The organism is Cellulosilyticum sp. ST5, assembly GCF_046529625.1.
Classification (GTDB): Bacteria; Bacillota; Clostridia; order Lachnospirales; family Cellulosilyticaceae; genus Cellulosilyticum; species Cellulosilyticum lentocellum.
In genome coordinates, this window is sequence record NZ_CP132338.1 from 1,849,559 (window position 1) to 1,870,342 (window position 20,784).

Below are 20,784 nucleotides of genomic sequence, written 5' to 3' on the forward strand. Positions count from 1 at the left end.
TCATTTTACTTAAATCAATTAAACTAAAAAAATAACTGTTTAAATTTCAAAAATTTAAACAGTTATTTTTTCTTAGATTAAAAAGATCTTTTAATGCACTACTGAAGTAAGCACTAATTTTAATACAAATAAGATAGCTAAGATATACATCATCACACTAATTTCTTTTCTTCTACCTGTAAACATCTTGATAAGTACATAAGAAATACCACCAAAAATAATTCCTTCTGCAATGCTTGCTGTAAATGGCATCATTGCCATTGTTAAGAATGCTGGAAGTGCTTCTGTGATGTCTGAGAAATCTACTTTTAAAATACCATCTAACATAAGGACACCTACTACAATTAAAGCTGGTGCTGTAGCAAAGCTTGGAATCGCTAAGAAAATAGGTGATAAGAAGAGCGCTAATGCAAAGCATACACCTGTAGAAATTGCCGTAAGTCCTGTACGTCCACCCTCCATAACGCCTGCTGTACTTTCAACAAATGTAGTGACTGTTGATGTTCCTAAAAGTGCTCCAACTGATGTTCCAATAGCATCTGCAAAGAATGCTTGTTTAATACGAGGTAATTCTCCTTTTTCATTTAAATAGCCAGCTTTAGTAGCTACACCCATAAGCGTACCTAAAGTATCAAATAAATCTACGAATAAAAATGAGAATACAACGATAATAAAATTAAAAATACTTTCTGCACTACCAAAGATTTCTGTCATTCTAGGAAATTTAAAAGCTACTTCACCAAAACCTGCAAATAATGAACCTTGTGATGAGAAGCTCGGAATAAGCGAATATTGCCCAAGAGCTGGGTCTACCACATACCATCCTATTAATTGTGCTAAAATTCCTAGTACCCATGTACCTAAAATACCAATGAGCATAGCCCCTTTTATATTACGCTTCATTAAAACTACTGTTAATACTACACCTAACATACATAATACTGTTTGTGGTGTAATCATACTTCCTAAAGCTACAAATGTAGAGTCATCTGCTACTACTACGCCTGCATTTTTAAGTCCAATAAAAGCAATAAATAAACCAATCCCTGCACTTACAGAGTATTTCATACATTTTGGAATGGCATTGAAAAGTGCCTCTCTCACATTACATAATGTAAGCAAAATAAAAATCAAACCTTCTACAAATACTGCTGCTAATGCAAACTGCCATGAGTAACCCATTTTAATAACAACGGTGTAAGCAAAAAAGGCATTTAGTCCCATACCTGGTGCTAACCCAAAAGGATAATTAGCACATAACCCCATTAGTACAGTAGCTAATACAGATGCTAACACAGTGGCCACAAACACACCTTGTTTATTCATCCCTGCTGCACTTAGAATATCGGGATTAACGGCTAAAATATATGCCATAGTCATGAATGTAGTAATTCCTGCTACAATCTCTTTTTTAACTGTCGTATGATTTTGTTTTAATTTAAAGAATTCCATGTTGCCTCCTGAAATATCGTTTATGTCAACCGGTTTGTCCTCGCTTATCATACCTAAATTTATAAGTAAGGTCAATAGTTTTTTCGAACATTTTTATGTCAAGTATCTTTTTCGTTCGATTTCAACTGTTTTTATAGGCTAATTCTACTTTTCTCCTAATACAAACGTATAATTTATCGATTTTTAGTTGATGCTTTAAAAGATTTTACGCTTTCCTTATGTTGTAGCACATGCATACCTACTTGTTTTGTGCTATACTAGGCTAAATACTAATGACAAAAAGAGGTTACTATGACAAATTATAAATTAACAATAGCCTATGACGGCTCTAAATATAATGGTTTTCAAAAACAAAGTAAGCATCCTGAAAAAACAATTCAAGGACGACTTGAAAATGTTCTTACCCAATGCTTTGAGGAAGATATTCAAATTATCGCCTCTGGTAGAACTGATGCTGGTGTTCATTCAAAAGGCCAAGTTTGTAACTTTCATGCCGAACATTATTTGGAACCTACAACTGTTTTAAATTATTTAAGCAATTACTTGCCACAAGACATTGCTATATTAGAATTAAGCATTGCTTCTCCTCGTTTTCATGCACGCTATAATGTCCTTCGTAAGTGTTATACGTATACTATAGACAATGGTTTATTTGCTAATCCATTTACTTTAAAGTATGCCTATCATCTAGCATCTCCATTAGACATTAGTCGTATGCAAGCTGCAGCTAACTATTTACTAGGTACTCATGATTTCAAAGCCTTTACCTCATTAAAATCAAAAACTAAATCTACTACGCGTCATTTATTTAATATAGATATTACACAGGAAGGATCAATGATTAAATTGACCTATGAAGGTAATGGCTTTTTACAACATATGGTTCGCATTTTAACTGGTACTTTAATAGAAGTTGGTCTTGGTGAACGTTCTCCAGAAGAAATGCTTGTTTTATTAAACAATCAAATTCGAAGTGAGGCTGGCTTTACCGCACCTGCACATGGTTTATGTATGCAACGTGTAGATTATTAAAATTTATTTTAGTGAAAGGAGTTTACAATGCAAATCTTCGATATTACTAATCGCAAGGAATTCATGGCAAAATTACTTAAATCTGATTTATTTGATACCTTCGAAGCAAGAGAGGTTGTAGCACATATGGCTTTTAAAATGATACTTTCTGGTGAGCGTAATAAAGATTATTTTAATGATATAGATGAAGATACAACACCTGCTCTTTCTGATTTTCTTGCTTGGGGCGACATACGTAAACATGTATATGAGCTGATGTCAGGAAACAAGTTGCCTACCTATTTTAAAATAATACTTTCTACTAATAGTGAAAAAACAGCTAGCTTATCCCCTGATGCCTCTACCTTTTATTTGAATATTACTTTTAAAGATAATCAAATTAGTTGTAGTACAGGTATGGCCTATAAAACCTTTACCCTAGATAAAAGTAGTGAGCAACTTTGGGATGAAAAAATCAAAAACTTTTTATTTAAATATCAATTTATTTAGATTTTCACTTAACTCGTTTAATAAAGGGGATTTTAATAATGAATTATGGAAAACTACAACTTAGTTTTATTTTATTACTCATTATGACCATATTACAGTTTTTAGTAGCAGTCCTTGTACTTCACCATATGCTCATTACTATTTTATCAATCATTGCTGCTATACTTTGTATCATTGGACTTATTTTTATCCAACACAAAATGCACTAAACGTAGCTCTTGACATCCGATTAGATTTATTTCATATTATATTTGCATTATATTTTCTTTAAATGTTTGCAATATAATGTTAAAAATAAAATTTATATTTTTAAGGAGGAATACCTATGTCTAAGCAAGGTAATTTATCTATTCATAGTGAGAATATCTTCCCTATTATCAAAAAATGGCTTTATTCAGACCACGATATTTTCACTCGTGAACTTATTTCGAATGGCTGTGATGCTATTCTCAAATTTAAAAAGCTATGTGATATTGGTGAAGCAACAGATACCGTAAGTGAACCTTTTAAAGTAACAGTTACTTTAAATAAAACCAATAAAACGCTTACTTTCTCTGATAACGGGATTGGTATGACTGAAGAAGAAATCGAGAAATATATTACACAAATCGCTTTCTCTGGTGCTGAAGATTTTCTAGCTCAGTACAAAGACAAAATGGATCAGGACCAAATCATTGGTCACTTTGGCCTTGGTTTCTATTCTGCCTTTATGGTAGCAGAGCAAGTGGTCATTGATACCTTATCTTACAAAGAGACAAAAGCCATTAAATGGACTTGTGATGGTGGTACAACTTATGAGCTTTCTGAAGGTACGAGAACAACACGCGGTACAAGTATTACCCTCTTTATTACAGAAGAAAGTAATACCTTCTTAAATTTTTATGATTTAAGAGAAGCTATCGAAAAATACTGTTCTTTTATGCCTGTACCTATTTATGTGATTGATGAAGAAAAAGAAGCTGAAGATGCTGCTGCCAAGGCTAAAAAAATAGAGGAAGCCAAAGCTAAAGGTGAAGAGCTTTCTGATGAAGAACTTGCACCAGTAGTACCAACTCCTATTAATGATTCTCAGCCTCTGTATGTAAAAAATCCTAATGACTGCACTGATGAAGAATATAAAACTTTTTATCGTGATACCTTCCATGATTTTAATGAACCACTTTTCTGGATTCATTTGAATATGGACTACCCATTTAGATTAAAAGGTATTCTTTATTTCCCTAAACTCTCACACGAGTTAGAAACTGTTGAAGGGCGTATTAAACTTTATAACAATCAAGTCTTTGTAGCTGAAAACATTAAAGAAGTTATTCCAGAATTTTTACTTTTATTAAAAGGTCTAATCGATTGTCCTGATTTGCCACTAAATGTATCACGTAGTTTACTTCAAAATGACGGTTTTGTGAAAAAAATTGCTGATTATATTACTAAAAAAGTAGCTGATAAATTGATTGCTCTTTCTAAAAAAGAAAATGATAGTTATAAAAAATTCTGGGATGATATTGCACCATTTATCAAATATGGCTGTTTAAAAGAAAGTAAATTCTTTGATAAAATGAAAGACTATCTTTTATTTAAAACAACAGATGAAGATTATGTCACATTAAGCGAGTACTTAGAACGTGTTAAAGACACTGGTGCTAATACAGTCTTTTATGTTTCTGACAAAGCTGCTCAGTCTCAATATATTAAACTCTTCAAGGAAAATGGACTCTGTGCTGTTTACTTAGAACATTCTATCGATGCACCTTTTATCTCTCATTTAGAATATCAAAACAAAGATGTCAAATTCATGCGCATCGACTCCGACCTCTCTGCTGCTTTAAAAGGTGCTGAAGCTGATAAATCTTATGAAGAAAAATTAAGTGGTTTATTTAAAACTATTCTCCACAAAGATAAGCTTAAAGTTACTGTAGAAAATCTTAAATCTCAAGATGTTGCTTCTATGCTTCTCATTTCAGAAGAAAGTCGCCGTATGCAAGAAATGATGAAAATGTATAATATGCAAGGTATGAATATGCCACTTCCAGAGGATGAAGTTACTTTAGTCCTTAACCAAAATCACCCACTCATTGATACTTTAGCTCATAAGGATTTAGATGAATCTACTACTGAATTACTTTGTGCACAGCTTTATGATTTAGCGCAATTAGCTAACCATAGCTTAAGTACTGAAGATATGCATAACTTCCTAGAACGTAGTAATAAACTTCTAGGTATGATTCTTTAAAATTTATCATAAAAAAGAAGAAGTGCTACACAACTCATTAACCAGTTTGTAGCACTTCTTCTTTTTTATAGCTTATTAATTAGTTCTATTTAAGTTTCCCATGTTTTATAAAAAATCATTATTTCTTTTTTGAACAGTACAAACAGAATCTGCTGTTTGTGCTGTTATAAGTAAATCACCAACGCTCGTTAACAAACCTCCCACTAATTGTTTTCCATCATCTGTTAAAGCTTCATTCAATAATAGAGTCAACAAAGCACCCCATATAATTATTTTTCGAGAGCGACTAGGGCTGCATCCGCTGCCACAGTTATTACAGCAAGACATCTCTTCACCTCTTTCATGTAGATACTATAGCATATGATTGAATTCCATTTTTTGTTAATTAAGTTTTGTCTTATTTTTATTAAAGCTTGTGCTTATTTACAAAAGCTATCATATTCATCCTTTGATTTGAATAGGATAAAATGAATAATAGATTAAATCAGTTACATAGGATGTATTTAATATAACCTTATTTTATTTGACAAGGAGTGGTTTTATGAGTAATCGTTTAAAAGTAGGTGACAAAGCGCCGTCCTTTAGTGCTTCCAGTACCCAAGGTCTTGTAAACCTAAAAGATTACGAAGGAAAATGGGTCATTCTTTTATGCAATCCATCAGAGTTTAATAACTGGAGAAAAAACGAAATTATTAGCTTAGTTAAATATGCTAAAGCTTTTAAAGAAAAAAACACCGAACTTATTACATTAAGTATGGATAAAAAAGCCTCTCATTTACAATGGTTTTACGCAGGAGCTAGACTAGGCTCTTACGCCATGCCTTTCCCTATTGTAGATGACCGTTTGGGTGAGATTGGAAAACTTTATGGTGTTGAAACAAGTGAGAATGCCTCTACAGAAACCCACCTCTTTATCATTGCTCCAGATCAAACTCTTGCTAAATCCTTTACTGTTCCTAACTTCGGAATTCCTCAAGTTGGTCAATTAATTAATCATTTAACAACACTTCAAGATGGCTATCGTCCTCAAATTCAGGGCATTGGCAATCAGCCTCCTGGTACTAATCCCCTTTGTGACAATGTACCTATAGTAGGCGAATATGTGCTTGGAAATCCCAATAATGTGGATGCAATCTTACTGGACTTTGTTATTTATGCTTTTGCCCTTATTAATGCAGATGGTACCCTACAGGTTTACTCAGAAAGATATCTCAGAGAGTTGGTCAATTTAAAACTAGAAAATCCTAACCTTCTTGTTATCCTAGGCATTGGTGGTTGGGGTGCTGATGGCTTTTCTGATGCAGCTCTAACACCATCTTCCCGTTATGCCTTTGCAAGAGAAGTTCAACGTTGGGTAAATGAATATACTTTAGATGGGGTAGATATTGATTGGGAATATCCTGGTAGTAGTGCTGCGGGAATTAAATCTAGAAGAGAAGATAAAGAAAACTTCACACTCTTACTAACAGCTTTAAGAGATGTACTCGGCGATGAAGCTTGGATTAGCGTAGCAGGTACTGGTGAAGCAAGTTATATCAACAATGTTCAAATTGCTGAGATTGCTCCTATCATTAATTACTTCAATTTAATGGCATATGATTTTACTGCTGGTGAAACAGGGGCAACTGCAGGTAGGCATCAAGCCAATCTTTATCCTTCTGATCTTTCTTTAAATAATATGACTAGTGTAGATAATCAAGTCCAAAACCTCATGAATGCAGGTATGCCATCTGAAAAAATCCTTATGGGCTTACCTTTCTATGGACGTTATGGTGCTATTAATACACGAACCTTTGATGAGCTTCGCAAAAACTATATTAATAAAAACGGCTACACCGTACGTTGGGACAATATTGCTAAAGCCCCCTATATTGTAGATCCAGATGGTGATTTTGCTTACTCTTATGATAATTTACTTTCTATCTACTTCAAAGGACTTTATGTTATCGAAAATTGTCTAGGTGGTTTATTTGCTTGGCAATCTGGAATGGATAAAGCAAATATTCTAGCGCAAGGTATGTCACAGGCCATCCGAAGCCCTGAAGTATTAGAAGATCTTTTAGCAAAGGCTTATTATCAAGCTTTAGAAGCTCAGGGACAACAATAAAAATGGTATAAATATATCCATCAGAAGTTATGGATATAAATTAAGTTTTCCTGTCATGGATAAAGTTACCCTACTTATTATTACCAGATATGGATATAAACTAAGAGGTACACATGAAAAAAAAGATTGTATTATCAAGCATTAGCAATACTCAAAAATATTCAATTACACAAGATATGGATAACTACATTACCCACTGCAAGGTTAGAGGAATGTCACCACATACCATCGATAATTATACTACTATTTTAAAAGGGTTTATCACTTGGTTGGGTGATGTTCCTACTTCTTCTATAACAACTGACACAATTAATCGGTTTGTTATTTATTGCAGGGATGAGCGAAAAAATAATAATACTAGTATTAAAGATAAATTAAAAGTGCTTAAGACATTCTTTAAATATTGTGATGTGAATGTAGCATTGCCTTCCATACAAGCTGAAAAAAACTTTAAAACTCCATATACAGAAGAAGAGATAAAGAAATTGCTTGAAAAACCTACCATTAATAGCTATACTCAATGGAGAAATCATGCCATTATTAGCACTTTACTTGGTACAGGTATTCGATCACGAACACTAATAAATCTTAAAATCCGTGATTTAGATTTTAAAAACAATACTATTTTTCTAGAAAAGACAAAAACAAATAAACAATACTATTTACCAATGTCTACAGCACTTCGTCAGACACTGCGACACTATTTATCTCTATATGAACATAACGAGGATGACTATTTATTTGTTAATCTCTATGGAGAACCGTTAAATAGACATTCACTAAAGCAAACTATACGTGATTATAATCATATGAAGGGTGTAACTAAGGTGTCCATTCATCTTTTTAGGCATACGTTTGCTGTTAATTACTTGAGAAATGGTGGCAACATCATGTATCTCAAAGAAATTCTTGGTCATAGTAAACTTACCACTACTCAAATTTATCTTCAAATTAATAATGAAGATTTAAAATTAAACTTTGACGAATACAATCCTCTTGATAAGACTGTTCGTAAAGGTATTAAAATTAAAAAGAAATAAACCTGCCCCCTAAAATGTTTAGGGGATTTTATTTTTCTCTTCTGATTCTAGTATTCATTTTTATACATATCCTCTCATCTTTTCTAATTATCATCTTATATCTATCTCCATATTCCCATGCCCATTTATAAAAACGTAAATATACTGTTTCATTTTATCTCACACTTATTCAACTTCCTCACATACAACTCACCATTTACAGCTCTCACTACCGAATACTCTCCATAATGAGTAAACTGGTCACTAATCATATCGTATAAAAACATCTGCATACACTTTGGCTGCTGCATTATATACTCATACTCAGCCAATATATCCCACAACTCTACTTCTCTATCTTCCCTTATTTTTTCATACCTGCTCTTTGCATACTCCATATATCTTAGCAATCTTTTTGTCACTTTATACCCTTTATACATCGGGCCTGTCTCCTTTCCAATTCACCAAATTACATGTTAACAACTTGCTTTATTTTTTCCTTAATTAAAATATACCATTATGCTTTACATATTGCTCTATGAAATCATTACCAATGTACATATAAATAGGTATCTATGCTAATACTATCAATAAGTGAGGTGCTTAAAATGGATGAATATGAAAAATATGTAAAAGCAGGCGCACGCTTAAGGGAACTTCGAAAAACAACAGGCCAATCGATCTTTGCTGTAGGGCGAGCTATAGGAGTTTCAGGAAGCTATATAAGTCAGATTGAAAATGGCAAGCGCCCCGCCTCAGATAGTGTGCTTGTGGCTCTGGCAGAACTGTATGGTGTGGATAAAGATGAACTTTTTGGATATTATGGCAGGATGACTGATGATGCCATTGAAAGAATAATGGACATACCTGCCCTTAGGCGTTTATTTACTAAAATCACCTCAAAGAGCAACCTCACACCCGAGGAACTAGAAGCCTATATAAGCGACTTTAAAGAAGCGGCACAAGAACTATACAATAAAGGAGATAATTTAAATGATTAATCATTTTATGTAAATGTATTCAACTTTTTTGGTTGATACCTTTGGATATGATTTAGCTGTACGACTAGAAGAAATTTTTTACGGACTCGCAATGTTTATATTGGGTGCTATTGCTATGGGTTTTCTTACTGCTAACTTTATTCTGCGGTTACATGGCCTTAAAGATTTTGGAAAAGGGAAACTGCGCTTATTACGTTACGATAATGGTTATAAGTCTAAAGAAATGGTTACTGTTAAAAATATATGGAGTAGTTTTCAGGTAGTGTTATTATTATCATTTAGCCCATTTTTTACTATTAAGAGGTTTGCTGAAAGGGATGAAAAACGTACTAAGCGATTTGTGAAAATTCTGTTTGTGGTGGTAATAATTATTTTATTATTTGCCTTTATAGCCTCTTACTCAGTTTTAAGGGAGCCAATTATGCAAACTATGAATGTAACAATTTAATATTTATTTGATAAAAAATGGGGATAGTACCTTAAGTGGTATTACCCCTAAACTTTTAAATAATATTACTATAATATCTAGTCAAATTTAATTAATGTGAAGAAATAAAACATTTCTCTTTTCATCCTATTAAATGCTCTTTATTTTCTCCAAGTGTCTTTCGTAGATGCTAGGTATCGACATAGATAATACCAATTCCCCTCAATATGATTATCTTCATATAACTGCCTAGCCTGAGAAAAACGTGATTGTAACTCTTCTGGCGCATCAATATACATAATTCCCACCTCATAATCTTCATTATCTAATTCATATGCACAAGACACTACTAACGTATTAATTTCTTCTCCCGGGCCCCTCAAAAATTTTTCTCCATAAATCATACGATATGGTTTTCCCTCTACCATATTAAACAAACGAGTATCAAATAGTTGCTTAGTAACTTTCACTAACTCAGAATCTTCCTCAAAATTTTTTTCATACTGAGTCCATTTTTCCAAATCGGAATCTTTTAGTTCTTCACCCATATAGTTACAGAGGGTATATCCATCAGGTCTAATTTGAAATGAATTATCTATAGCAGCGGTTGTCTGTTGAATATATTCTAAAGAATCTTTGTTTTCATTGTAAAATCTAATTACTTCTTCCTTAGTAGGATTTCTATACTCTCCTAGCTGCGGTCTCAGTTTAGTTTGGTATATGTAAAATAAACTCCCTCCTAACAAGAGAATAGCAACAACTATTGAAATAATCTTTTTATTCATTTTAACGTTCCCCTTTTTTAATATCCTATTATATCAGGGTCTTGTTGTAATTTTACCGCCTCCGATGCATGTTTAATGAGATTCCCCCTATGACTTCCCTGATATGCTTTCATAGTAAATGCGGTTAAAACTATTTCAAGGTCATTTGCACACATTTGCAACGTATTTTGAGAAAAATCATCAATTCTCCTTGCCCTTAATCGCATAATACATTATTTAGGAATCTCAGTACCTATTTTAGGTTGCATTATTTCATTTTCCGATATAGCATACACAAAGTCAGCTAGCCCAAAAGCATGGCCAAATTCATGTGCTACAATCATTTCATACTGAGCATCTTTAAGTGTAAATGCATCTATCTTTCCAGTAATAACATCTTTATATGATGGCTTTTTAAATAGTTGTATTTCACAAGAACTTGATGGCATCCAATCCTCCACAATGATCAGCATCAGGATGGGGTAAGATGAGGTATTCTAGCTCTTTGATTCCTAAATTATTTAAGTAGTCTATGAGGAACTGTTCATCATCATTGTCTGCTCCATCAATCATGGCATATTTACCATTGTCTGATATAAGGATGCAGTCTGAGTTGCCTGTTGATATGTAATGGATGTCTATTGGTTTGATTGTTTGTTTTTGAGCTGTCGGTTTTGTTGTGGTTGCAAATATGTTGATTGTTGTAAATGACAGTAATATCAATGTTAATAACAGTGATACTATCTTATTTCTTTTCAAATTAATCACCCCCTAATTTATTACATTAATAATATCAATAAGTTTAATTATCAACCAGATTACTGTACTATTAACTATGTAAAACAGAATCTTTCCACCTATTCTCCCAAACCAAATATCATTATTCTTCCCTGCCAACATAATATTCCCTACTAACCGGTAACTAATAGCTGTAGTAAACATCCCCACTATAGCAGCTTTAAATTCATCAACTTGCCAAAAAGCAGGTAATACTTGATTGAAGAAAACTTGTATAAATTGTGAAAAACCTTGAATAATTATTCCCCACCAATCAATTTGTTCCATAATAGCTCCCCTCCCCACTATTACTCTCATTGTAATATTAGCCACATCAATTCACAATAAAAAAAGCTCGCCTTATTTCGACAGAGCTTAGTTCATTTTTATTCCAATAGGTAAATAAATCATTTCCATCAACTCTTACATATCACAACATATTCCAATATTATAGATACAGTTTTTGCATTTAACAGGATGCATAATATGGTTGGTACAATTTGGTGGTTTAGATTGAATTTGTTTGATTAATTGTATCATTTGTTCTTGTAGTTGTTGATCCATTTTGCTTTGTGACATAAAAAAAGACCACCTCCTGTTGGGAGTATGGTCAACCTATCATATATTATTACTTATGAGTCAAATACTGAAAAATGCACTGGGTTAGCTTTTTACATCCTAAAGTACAAAAAATCAAAAAAATCTTTACCAGATACGATCCTTATAAGGAGTGCTTTCAACACCCTTATCCTGTAAATTCTTTACCATATGGTCAAGTTTGTTTCTCCACATATTCTTAAACCAATTAGTCTGTCCAAAACATTTAACAACTATTGGACTAATTGTATAATATGTATAAATAAAAGCACGTCCGTACCATGTCTCAGCAAGTGTATCATCACGATATCTACGTAAAGTCCACACTTGTGGGCAGTCATAAGAACCGTACACAGCTGTTGCAATATAACACCCACCCGTATTAATTGTAGGCTCTTGATAAGAAGAATCATACTTCTTAACTTTGTTAACATACTCCATAATTACATTCTTATTTGTTTCTTTTTGAGCCAAGTTACTCATGAGGCTATTATGCTTGGTAATACCATCTTTCCAAACAGAAACTGCAGTTGAATGCAGAGATTGAATATCTCCAAACAATGCATCTATACTATTACCTAGAATGTACATAATCTGTACTGAAGCAAAGCAATTATCAATCATTTCTTGTGTATAGTTATTCCGAATTTGAATATCTATCCCATTATAATGATTTTTTGCTCCGTCATATAACATAGCTGCAATTATTGTGCACCTAGTAGCCACTTCATTCACTGCCTTTATTTGTTCATCCCGATCATGTACATTATCTTTAATAAGTTTTAGTACACTATCTACACAGTTTGCTACAGAGATTCCTGCTGACTGTATTTGTGCAATCTTGCACTCCACTGCTTTAAAATATACTACATAGAAAGATGCTTCCCAACTAGTAGGATCCTTAATAAGAATCATATCATAATACTTAGCAGCATTTTCCCCATTATTATCATCCTTAGCTCTTCGTGCAATCTGATATAGATTTGTAAGTTCACCTGAAGTGTCAACTTTTACAGTACTACCAGTAACATCTACTATACCTTCAATCATCATTTTTTTTGCTTCTTCAACAGAGTATTTACAACCACAATACTGACAGACAAATATCCCATCCTGTTTAATAAGATTAGTGCTTCCACACATTTCACAGATTAATTGCTTCATAGTATTTATTCCTCCTCATCATACATTACATCTTCTGTTTTGTACCACACTTCGTACTGTATGTTCCATATCACTTATAAGTATATCATATTTTGGATATTTGATATATTCTTCTATTTACAACACTTACTACAAGGCCCATACCCCTTACCCTTAGCATCCTCTAAACTAATGGCAATCTTACTTTTACTTAAACTGCTACATCCATCCTTGTGATACTTCTCCCCTGTTTTAGTGATATAGACAGTTGTAGTAATAGGTTGTGTGGTAGAAGTTTCTTGTTTTTTTACTGTAGTATTTATGGTTGCACTATTATTAGTTGCTGAGCTACCTGCCTTTTCTGTAGTTTTGTTTTCTGTAGTTACAGTTATCTTCTTCCCATCAGACGTTACTATAATCGTACCACTTATATCTGTTCTATATGTGGTTACCTTATATTTGCTTAATGTAGTTGTTGTCTCTTTGTGTGGGTGTCCATATTTATTATCTTTACCACAGCAAATTACTGCATACTTTGGAGCTATTGCCTTTATGAAGGCATCGGAACTTAAAGATTTGCTACCATGATGACCAACCTTAAGTACATCTATTGTCCCAATATCCTTTAGTGGTAACTTAGCTTCTACTTCTTTCCCTGAATCTCCAGTAAACAGAAACTTATTGCTACCATTAACGTATAAAGCTACTAAACTATTATCATTTACATCATCATATTGAGCTTTTTGATTGTAAAACTTAAATGTGCCATTACCTAATGCAAATTCTTTATCTGCTAGTGGTACGCTAGGTTGTAATTTTTTATCCATACAGGCTTGTATAAAGCTTTTATATGTTTTAGTATCTGCTTTACCATTTCCAACAAATACTTGATTAACTTTAAAGTTCTTTACTATGGCATCAAGTCCACCTGAATGATCTGCATCAGGATGAGTTAAGATGAGATATTCTAGTTCTTTGATTCCTAAGTTATTTAGGTAATCTACTAGAAACTACTCATCATCATTATCTGCTCCATCAATCATGGCATATTTACCATTGTCTGATATTAAGATGCAATCTGAGTTGCCTGTTGATATGTAATGAATGTCTACTGGCTTTATTGGTTGTACGGTTACTGCTAGTACGTTAAATGATGTTATGATGGATAAGATACCTACCAATATTAGAAGTATTACTTTATTTCTCTTCACTCTAATCACTTCCTTAGCTATTGATTGTTTCTCTAATACAATCTAATTTCTTTTGATTCGCTTTATGACGTTCATATAAGAAGTTGACTAAACCATCAATTTCATCAATCATTTTGCTAAAATCTTCTTCAGCATAGTTATTTTTATTTTGAGCCATTTCTCTGAGGTCATTTAATCTATTGGATATTGTACGCTTTACACCTAAAGCACTTTGTTCACCTGCTTCATTAATAACATTATATACTTCCCAATAATCTAACTCCGGGTAATCTTCTGCCCATATTTTAGCAGTTTGTTTTCCCTCTTTTGATAACCTAATTATTGTATCGATATCTCTTTGCTCCATATCTTTTCTCCCCTTTCTCACTTAAATTCTACTCCTCCTAGTATTTGTCTACAACAAAAAAGACTCGCCATATTTCGACAAGTCTATTAGTTATAAGTTTTTTATTACTTGTGTTACATTATCAATAAATTCATTTGTATTTAAAATGAAAAAAATATCTGTAATTAGCATTATTATTATAATAATTAATGAAAGGCACCAATAAGCCCACCAAATAATTAATGATAACTTATATTTTTTATCGCTTGGTATATCATTTGGTAAAAGATTTTTTTTATATACAGCCATACTATCTTTAAATTCACTTACTGTTGTTATCTTTTTGTAAAAGTAATATGGCATATAGTATATACTACTGCAAAGCAAATAAATACCATATACTATGCCTGTAATCTGCAAAACAAGGACATTTTCCTTATTTACATATGTAACAATTGCAATGAGAAACGAACCTATTAATGTAACAAAACTCTTGTTCATGTTTTCCACGATACTTGAAATATTATTATTAATCTTATCAGTTTTTTCAAATACTAAATCTATTGCCTTGCTTTTTTCTTTAAAATATACCTCAACATTACCTATTAGGTATTTATCATAATTAGCTATAATTGAGTCATAGATTTCCTTACTGTTCTCTATTAAAATTTCAAAACTTTTCTTTGTACAATTAGAGCATAGAGAAATACTCAGCAAATTTCTTGCAATATAGAATTTATCAGCATTAAGCTTACCACCATAAATCCAATTATATATATCAAATAGGTTTTTCATTGAAGTTATATCTTTTATATCTTCAAATTTATATTTTATTTCAATCTTTCTTGAGCCATTTAGAGTACTACATATCTCCTCACCTGTGCGATCTGTAAAATCTGATATACAAGGAATAATCATTTCAATTATTTTTCTACCCAACGCGGTCTTTAATGGAAATTCTTGATCATTTGTAACTAAATCTAGGAAAAATAAAACATCTGGCATTATTAATTTAGTGGAGAAGGTCCAATTACACATTTTATTTCTAAAATTAATCTTTTCTAATAAAGTGCATCTTTCACTATATTGTTGAGGAACAATACTGTGATTTGGCTTAATATTACTTATAATTTTTACATAAGAATTTTCAATATTGATATTTCCATTAAGAAGTATTATCATCCTCTGTGCTTGTATTGGACAAAAAATATCTTCTAAGTTATTAAAATCAGACCCATCTAGACTTTTAACCAAACTATTTTCATCCCAGAAAACTTTACATTCGTATCCACTTAAATTAGGTAATAAAACTTTAAGATGATTTATCAATTTTTCCTTACTAATAGTAATTTCCATAGAAACATCATCATTATCTTCAAATAAATCTATAAGCTCTTCTTTAAACTTATCCTTATTATAACCCTGCTTAATTATTGCCTTTAATCTCGATGAACTGGATGCAAACTTAATATTAATAGACTCTCCATATATATGAAGTATATTATAATAGTCGAAGTCTATTATTTTATCAGTCAACATCGAACCTGAATATTTTAAGTTTATTGTATTTTCACCATCAGTATTGAAAATATCTTGACAACTAATACAATTAAAATATGGCCCTAAAACATCGCCAGCTCCTTTCACATTTTCTTCCTCCCAACATATTACTTAGAAGTTTTTTCGGTAAAAAATACATTCTTTATTATTATGTTTACTCGTCCACTATCTCCAACAGGTTCAATTTCAAATTGATCTTTATCCTCAAAAACTTCTAATGCTACTTTTATATCTATTCCACTATCAGTTTTAATATTCTTCCTAGATATTTGTTCTTTAACAAATTGTTCATCCACATCAAAAGTATAATCGCCTACCTTTTTTGAAATCATCTGTAGATAGTTATCTTTTATCTGTTCATCTGGAAATAATTGTTCTGCTAATGCCACAACATTTAATTCTTTATGATACTGTAATGTGTGAACTAAAACTTCTATTTTGTTTTGGGCAGTCAAAGGCTCTGTGCGATATAATGCATTAACAAACTTTTCAGTATTTATAAATAGTCCTTTTGTATTTGTCCTATTTGTATGTATAAGATTACAATTTAAGAATGCATTTGCAAAGAAATTAGCTATGCCCTCTTCTTTTGTATCTTTATCTAATAAAATAATGTCATATTCATTTTCATCACTACTTTTTTTGATAAATGCACATTTGTGGAGTTTTTGCTTATCATTTGGTATCCCAGAACCTTTTATTTCTAAGACTATTTTATTTTTACCTTCTATTACTTCAACATGTGTTTCTATTATCTCACTAAAATCCATTTTTAATAAAGCTAAATAAGTATTATTATTTGCACTGTATTCACATACAACAAAATTAGCTGAAGCAATCCTAAGATTGTTCCTCATTGCTAGAAATAAACAATTAGCTATCTGCTTTGAATCTTCAATAAATGAATCTGGTTCAGATAATATCTGGTTTGATAGGTCTTTTACTTGATTTACACTTTGTTCATTAAATAATGCAACTCTAGTCGTTTCATCTGTTATTGAATTTTTAATATGATTCTCAAATAACCTTGCAACTATTGGATTTATATCTAGTTCAAAATCATTAAGTACTAATTCATCATCTTTATTATTTAAAATATGTACAATTGCTTTAACTATCCTTATATTGCTTAAATCTCTCATATCGTTCATAAATAATCACTCTCTACTCGTTTAAATAAAATACCTTTTTTACATTCTATACCCTAATAAAACATTGTACAACAAAAAAGACTCGTCATGTTTCGACAAGCCTAGTTACAAAAGCATTCTACCATTTTCCATTTTATAGAACTAATAATAGCATTCCTTATATTACTTTCATTTTTATCTAATTTAATAATACCCTTATACGTTTTTTTAATTACTCTAATTTTAACCTGAAGTTCTTCGTATAGCTCTATATCATTTTCCTCTTTCCTTACTTTATCACCAATTTCTATAGCTTTCATTCTGCAACTTTCGCATATTGCATATTTTGCAGCCGTACATTTTAAATCTATATCTTTTCCTACCCTTACAGCCTTGAGTATTTCTAAAGAATCTTCAATAGTTAATATTTCTTTCTTATTGCGTGCTAGCTTTTTAATATTAAAACGAGTTTTTTTCTCATCCTCATCAATCTCTAGGTCTTCTTTTGACATTTCTATTTCAAAGACAATTATCCCTTTATTACACTTAGATATGAAAGCACTATTTTCTCCAAAGTAAATTGCTGACATTATATCGTTAGTTAGATATACATATCCAGGAGTTGTCTTAGACTCTTCCCCACAATTAGCATATGGACTTTTTATTCCATCTTTCTTAATCATTCCATCTTTTATGATTCTAATTCCATTCTCATAAGTTGTTCCATGATATAGCTTTATATTATTTCCCCCTTTAATAAATATATTACTACTTCTATTTCAGCATCAATAAAAAAATTGGAATATATATGTTATATAAAATATATTATTTCAATAAGTATCCCATACAATTACTATACCACCTCAATTCCGTTTCCACTTCAACATTATTCCGTACCTTTCCACCAACACCCTTTAAAAACTTCTCACTTCCCCCACCTACAAATATCTTATCATGTAACACCGTTTTTCCAAACTTATTCTCAATATCTTTCATTATATCCCTACATACATGAATCGTATCTGCAAGATGTTCCTCTAAATTAAAATCCCCTTTTTCTGTTCTAATAATGGGCTTATTACTATTAAATCTCTTATCAATCTGCTCAATAGTAACCTCAACACCTTCTGCTGCTATCTTTTCCTGAAGCACCTTATAAATATCATAAAGCGCAATATTAGTGGTTCCATAATTGCTAATTCTAAACTTACCATCCCACTCAACTAAAATGACATCTGTTGTCTTCATACCTATATCAATAATAAGTGTCGTATTATCCTTATCAATATACTGACTTAAAGGCCTAATTGAAGCATACCCTTCCGCCATTACTTTTACATCTACAATATTAACTGATACCTCTTTTCCATTAACCACACCTTCAATAGTACCAAGTCCTCTTAACTTTTGAGCAAACTCTTCCTTTTTAGCCTTATAGATACTGATAGGAAGTCCTACTCCTAAATTAATATAATGATTACCCGATCCATATACTGCATTCGCGGACCATAGTATTTGATGCTCTATGTATTCCCTGTTTGTCTTGTCCACATTAGTTAAAGTAATTTGTCCTACTCCAAGTGCTAATCTTGTTCCCCTACATTCAATAATATCACCACTCATCAGTGCTGTATCTGTGGAATATACACTGTACGTGTAAGCATTTATAATATTGCCATCTGCTCCCATTCCTGCTACACAAATTGTGCTGTTACCTAAATCAATTCCTATATTTTTCACGTTCTTTGCCATGCTGTCTGCTCCTTACTATTCCGAGTAATCATATATTAACGTTGTCATGTTGTTTTTAAATATTTTGTAGATATTAGCTCTACCATTTTCTTTTATATTAATTTGCCAAAAGGTATTGTATTCACTACCATAGGCTGTTGTTTTATAGTCAATTTCAAAACTAAAATTGTCTACCTCATTAAGTGTGCAGGTACGAATAAATGAATAGATAATCTGCTTAATTCTGTTGTCAATCATAGTTTTCTCCTAAAATTCTTCTATTTCATCATATTGGTTGTTATTTAGTGTATTTTGATGTACTGGTGCTTCTGTTTGAGTACGACTTGAAGTCTCATTGGTGCTATTTGGTGTGGGTAAAATGTCTTTTTGCACCGCTATGCCTTCACCTTGACTCAATATGTAAAAATCTAATGCCTTATTGATTTCACCATTTAATGTTCTATAGTTGATCTTTGCCAGTTGCTCTAGTTGTCCTTTTAACTGTTGGCTTATTGATATACTAATTCTTTTTAATTGCAACCTTCTCACCCCCTAAATGCTAATTGTGTAATGCCATGCCACTCGGAGGGTACTTCTATAAGTTTGAGTTGTAGTTGCTGTAATTTCTCTTTGAAATGAGGTACATATTTTATAACTCGCTCAATGGATTCTCTTGACCAGTCTGTAAAATCCTTACCATCAATAATTATACGTTTTTGTTTTGGTTTTTGAGGCTCAATTACTTCTTCCTCTTGAAATTCTTCTGTTGGCTCAACAGGTACTACAATTCTAAGCGTTCTTTTATAAAAATTTTCAATTTCAGACACTACATATTCTTTAGTGATTAGGGATCTAATGATATCACTTGCTCTTTTAGATGTTACATTTAATAGGTCAGCAAAATATCTGTTAGAGGCATAGCAACCTTTACCTTTATCAAGTCCTTTAATGATTGCTAATACAAATTTTTCTTGAAGTGAAAGGTTCTCATCTTTAAGAATTTCAATATCAATCCATATTCCCTCTAAGTTGTTTGATGTAGTATCTTGCATGATTATGTCCTCCATTGGTGTTAATTTATGTAAACAGTATAACTCTGATTTTATGCACAGTCAACCATATATAGTTATTTTTTCATCTATATAAATTATTTTACATATATTTAGTCTATCATTCATATGATATACTTAAATTAATACAATTTACAGGAGACACAATATGATTAAAAATAGAATTGCTGAAGTCTTAGCTGAGCAAAGTAAAAGTATATATTGGCTAGCTCAAGAAACTAAGGTCACATACCAAACTATGCACAAAATAGTAAATAATAAAACTGAATCAATCCGTTTTGAGACAATGGAGGGAATTTGTACTGCTCTTGATTGCTCTATTGGAGACTTGTTTTTAATTGTAAAAGATAACGAGTGATTAACTAAAATCAAGTTAGTCACTTTTTTATTACAACAATTATCAACACTATCTCTTTTTTATTATTGTTATTATCAATATATTATAAGAGTTATTATAGATATATTATTTATCCCTGCACTCAGGCATCCCCCCACCCTCTTCTCATATATGCCCCTATATCAACATATGGTATACCCTAGATGAAATTTTATAGGTATAGGTGTAAAAATATAGGGTGGGTAGAAGAATATCTATAGGTGTGTGGATAATTATGTTAATAAAATGTGAGTAATATTTTATAGCAAAAAAATAAAACCAACCCGAAGGCTGGTCTATCCATTAATCATTTAGTATATTAATTTTTTCATTGTAGTAATCC

28 protein-coding genes are annotated in these 20,784 nt (G+C 31.8%); 9 read left to right on the top strand and 19 right to left on the bottom strand.

The window, feature by feature from the left end; all coding sequences use genetic code 11:
* Nucleotides 1–90: 90 nt before the first annotated feature.
* Nucleotides 91–1,452 (bottom strand): NCS2 family permease, encoded by a 1,362-nt coding sequence (locus QTL86_RS08990; RefSeq protein WP_127066310.1) that lies wholly within the window; start codon nucleotides 1,450–1,452, stop codon nucleotides 91–93.
* Nucleotides 1,453–1,743: 291 nt separating this feature from the next.
* Here QTL86_RS08990 and truA point away from each other — a divergent pair, with 291 nt between their 5' ends.
* From truA to htpG, 4 genes are all read left to right on the top strand, one after another.
* Nucleotides 1,744–2,484 (top strand): tRNA pseudouridine(38-40) synthase TruA, encoded by a 741-nt coding sequence (truA, locus tag QTL86_RS08995; protein ID WP_013656689.1) that lies wholly within the window; start codon nucleotides 1,744–1,746, stop codon nucleotides 2,482–2,484.
* 27 nt (nucleotides 2,485–2,511) lie between these two features.
* On the top strand, nucleotides 2,512–2,973 hold the full coding sequence (locus QTL86_RS09000; RefSeq protein ID WP_013656688.1) for a DUF5721 family protein: 462 nt from the start codon (nucleotides 2,512–2,514) through the stop codon (nucleotides 2,971–2,973).
* A 38-nt stretch (nucleotides 2,974–3,011) separates the two neighbouring features.
* The gene (locus tag QTL86_RS09005; protein ID WP_013656687.1) at nucleotides 3,012–3,182 is read left to right on the top strand and encodes a hypothetical protein; all 171 of its coding nucleotides are present in this window, start codon (nucleotides 3,012–3,014) and stop codon (nucleotides 3,180–3,182) included.
* Between the two features lie 116 nt (nucleotides 3,183–3,298).
* A complete protein-coding gene (gene htpG, locus QTL86_RS09010) occupies nucleotides 3,299–5,203 on the top strand; it encodes a molecular chaperone HtpG (RefSeq protein ID WP_127066308.1) in 1,905 nt (634 codons plus the stop codon).
* Between the two features lie 105 nt (nucleotides 5,204–5,308).
* On the opposite strand, the gene QTL86_RS09015 is transcribed toward htpG, so the two are convergent.
* Nucleotides 5,309–5,455 carry a hypothetical protein gene (locus QTL86_RS09015; RefSeq protein ID WP_190283298.1) on the bottom strand — a complete coding sequence of 49 codons (147 nt, stop codon included), beginning with the start codon at nucleotides 5,453–5,455 and terminating at the stop codon, nucleotides 5,309–5,311.
* A 289-nt stretch (nucleotides 5,456–5,744) separates the two neighbouring features.
* Here QTL86_RS09015 and QTL86_RS09020 point away from each other — a divergent pair, with 289 nt between their 5' ends.
* Nucleotides 5,745–7,310 carry a glycosyl hydrolase family 18 protein gene (locus tag QTL86_RS09020; RefSeq protein ID WP_410496993.1) on the top strand — a complete coding sequence of 522 codons (1,566 nt, stop codon included), beginning with the start codon at nucleotides 5,745–5,747 and terminating at the stop codon, nucleotides 7,308–7,310.
* Between the two features lie 176 nt (nucleotides 7,311–7,486).
* Nucleotides 7,487–8,350 carry a tyrosine-type recombinase/integrase gene (locus QTL86_RS09025; RefSeq protein ID WP_410496994.1) on the top strand — a complete coding sequence of 288 codons (864 nt, stop codon included), beginning with the start codon at nucleotides 7,487–7,489 and terminating at the stop codon, nucleotides 8,348–8,350.
* Between the two features lie 149 nt (nucleotides 8,351–8,499).
* On the opposite strand, the gene QTL86_RS09030 is transcribed toward QTL86_RS09025, so the two are convergent.
* Nucleotides 8,500–8,769 carry a hypothetical protein gene (locus QTL86_RS09030; RefSeq protein ID WP_410496995.1) on the bottom strand — a complete coding sequence of 90 codons (270 nt, stop codon included), beginning with the start codon at nucleotides 8,767–8,769 and terminating at the stop codon, nucleotides 8,500–8,502.
* A 168-nt stretch (nucleotides 8,770–8,937) separates the two neighbouring features.
* On the opposite strand from QTL86_RS09030, the gene QTL86_RS09035 reads away from it, so the two are divergent.
* Nucleotides 8,938–9,330 (top strand): helix-turn-helix domain-containing protein, encoded by a 393-nt coding sequence (locus QTL86_RS09035; RefSeq protein ID WP_410496996.1) that lies wholly within the window; start codon nucleotides 8,938–8,940, stop codon nucleotides 9,328–9,330.
* A gap of 13 nt (nucleotides 9,331–9,343) precedes the next feature.
* Nucleotides 9,344–9,778 (top strand): hypothetical protein, encoded by a 435-nt coding sequence (locus QTL86_RS09040; protein ID WP_410496997.1) that lies wholly within the window; start codon nucleotides 9,344–9,346, stop codon nucleotides 9,776–9,778.
* Between the two features lie 140 nt (nucleotides 9,779–9,918).
* Here the strand turns inward: QTL86_RS09040 and QTL86_RS09045 are convergent, their stop codons facing one another.
* From QTL86_RS09045 to QTL86_RS09120, 16 genes are all read right to left on the bottom strand, one after another.
* A complete protein-coding gene (locus QTL86_RS09045; RefSeq protein ID WP_410496998.1) occupies nucleotides 9,919–10,542 on the bottom strand; it encodes a hypothetical protein in 624 nt (207 codons plus the stop codon).
* Between the two features lie 212 nt (nucleotides 10,543–10,754).
* On the bottom strand, nucleotides 10,755–10,970 hold the full coding sequence (locus QTL86_RS09050; RefSeq protein ID WP_410496999.1) for a hypothetical protein: 216 nt from the start codon (nucleotides 10,968–10,970) through the stop codon (nucleotides 10,755–10,757).
* Nucleotides 10,951–11,280: an MBL fold metallo-hydrolase gene (locus tag QTL86_RS09055; RefSeq protein WP_410497000.1), complete on the bottom strand. Its 330-nt coding sequence runs from the start codon at nucleotides 11,278–11,280 to the stop codon at nucleotides 10,951–10,953. Before QTL86_RS09055 ends, QTL86_RS09050 begins: the two co-directional genes overlap by 20 nt.
* A 12-nt stretch (nucleotides 11,281–11,292) precedes the next feature.
* On the bottom strand, nucleotides 11,293–11,586 hold the full coding sequence (locus QTL86_RS09060) for a hypothetical protein (RefSeq protein WP_410497001.1): 294 nt from the start codon (nucleotides 11,584–11,586) through the stop codon (nucleotides 11,293–11,295).
* A gap of 135 nt (nucleotides 11,587–11,721) precedes the next feature.
* On the bottom strand, nucleotides 11,722–11,877 hold the full coding sequence (locus tag QTL86_RS09065; RefSeq protein WP_410497002.1) for a hypothetical protein: 156 nt from the start codon (nucleotides 11,875–11,877) through the stop codon (nucleotides 11,722–11,724).
* A gap of 126 nt (nucleotides 11,878–12,003) precedes the next feature.
* Nucleotides 12,004–13,059, bottom strand: coding sequence for a CFI-box-CTERM domain-containing protein (locus QTL86_RS09070; protein WP_410497003.1), 1,056 nt, complete (start codon nucleotides 13,057–13,059; stop codon nucleotides 12,004–12,006).
* Between the two features lie 113 nt (nucleotides 13,060–13,172).
* Complete coding sequence (locus tag QTL86_RS09075; protein ID WP_410497303.1) at nucleotides 13,173–14,018, bottom strand: ComEC/Rec2 family competence protein; 846 nt, start codon at nucleotides 14,016–14,018, stop codon at nucleotides 13,173–13,175.
* Nucleotides 14,019–14,048: 30 nt separating this feature from the next.
* Nucleotides 14,049–14,249: a hypothetical protein gene (locus QTL86_RS09080; protein WP_410497004.1), complete on the bottom strand. Its 201-nt coding sequence runs from the start codon at nucleotides 14,247–14,249 to the stop codon at nucleotides 14,049–14,051.
* A gap of 13 nt (nucleotides 14,250–14,262) precedes the next feature.
* The gene (locus QTL86_RS09085) at nucleotides 14,263–14,595 is read right to left on the bottom strand and encodes a hypothetical protein (protein ID WP_410497005.1); all 333 of its coding nucleotides are present in this window, start codon (nucleotides 14,593–14,595) and stop codon (nucleotides 14,263–14,265) included.
* A gap of 90 nt (nucleotides 14,596–14,685) precedes the next feature.
* Nucleotides 14,686–16,221 carry a hypothetical protein gene (locus QTL86_RS09090; RefSeq protein WP_410497006.1) on the bottom strand — a complete coding sequence of 512 codons (1,536 nt, stop codon included), beginning with the start codon at nucleotides 16,219–16,221 and terminating at the stop codon, nucleotides 14,686–14,688.
* Nucleotides 16,222–16,241: 20 nt separating this feature from the next.
* A complete protein-coding gene (locus QTL86_RS09095) occupies nucleotides 16,242–17,285 on the bottom strand; it encodes a nucleoid-associated protein (protein WP_410497007.1) in 1,044 nt (347 codons plus the stop codon).
* A gap of 101 nt (nucleotides 17,286–17,386) precedes the next feature.
* Nucleotides 17,387–17,947: a hypothetical protein gene (locus QTL86_RS09100; protein WP_410497008.1), complete on the bottom strand. Its 561-nt coding sequence runs from the start codon at nucleotides 17,945–17,947 to the stop codon at nucleotides 17,387–17,389.
* Between the two features lie 142 nt (nucleotides 17,948–18,089).
* On the bottom strand, nucleotides 18,090–19,016 hold the full coding sequence (locus QTL86_RS09105; protein WP_410497009.1) for a hypothetical protein: 927 nt from the start codon (nucleotides 19,014–19,016) through the stop codon (nucleotides 18,090–18,092).
* A 15-nt stretch (nucleotides 19,017–19,031) separates the two neighbouring features.
* Entirely contained in the window at nucleotides 19,032–19,253 is a 222-nt protein-coding gene (locus tag QTL86_RS09110; protein ID WP_410497010.1) for a hypothetical protein, read from the bottom strand.
* Nucleotides 19,254–19,262: 9 nt separating this feature from the next.
* Nucleotides 19,263–19,535: a hypothetical protein gene (locus QTL86_RS09115; RefSeq protein WP_410497011.1), complete on the bottom strand. Its 273-nt coding sequence runs from the start codon at nucleotides 19,533–19,535 to the stop codon at nucleotides 19,263–19,265.
* 5 nt (nucleotides 19,536–19,540) lie between these two features.
* The gene (locus tag QTL86_RS09120; protein ID WP_410497012.1) at nucleotides 19,541–20,047 is read right to left on the bottom strand and encodes a helix-turn-helix domain-containing protein; all 507 of its coding nucleotides are present in this window, start codon (nucleotides 20,045–20,047) and stop codon (nucleotides 19,541–19,543) included.
* Between the two features lie 166 nt (nucleotides 20,048–20,213).
* Between QTL86_RS09120 and QTL86_RS09125 the strand changes: the two genes are divergently transcribed.
* Nucleotides 20,214–20,423 (top strand): helix-turn-helix domain-containing protein, encoded by a 210-nt coding sequence (locus QTL86_RS09125; protein ID WP_410497013.1) that lies wholly within the window; start codon nucleotides 20,214–20,216, stop codon nucleotides 20,421–20,423.
* Nucleotides 20,424–20,784: the final 361 nt, after the last annotated feature.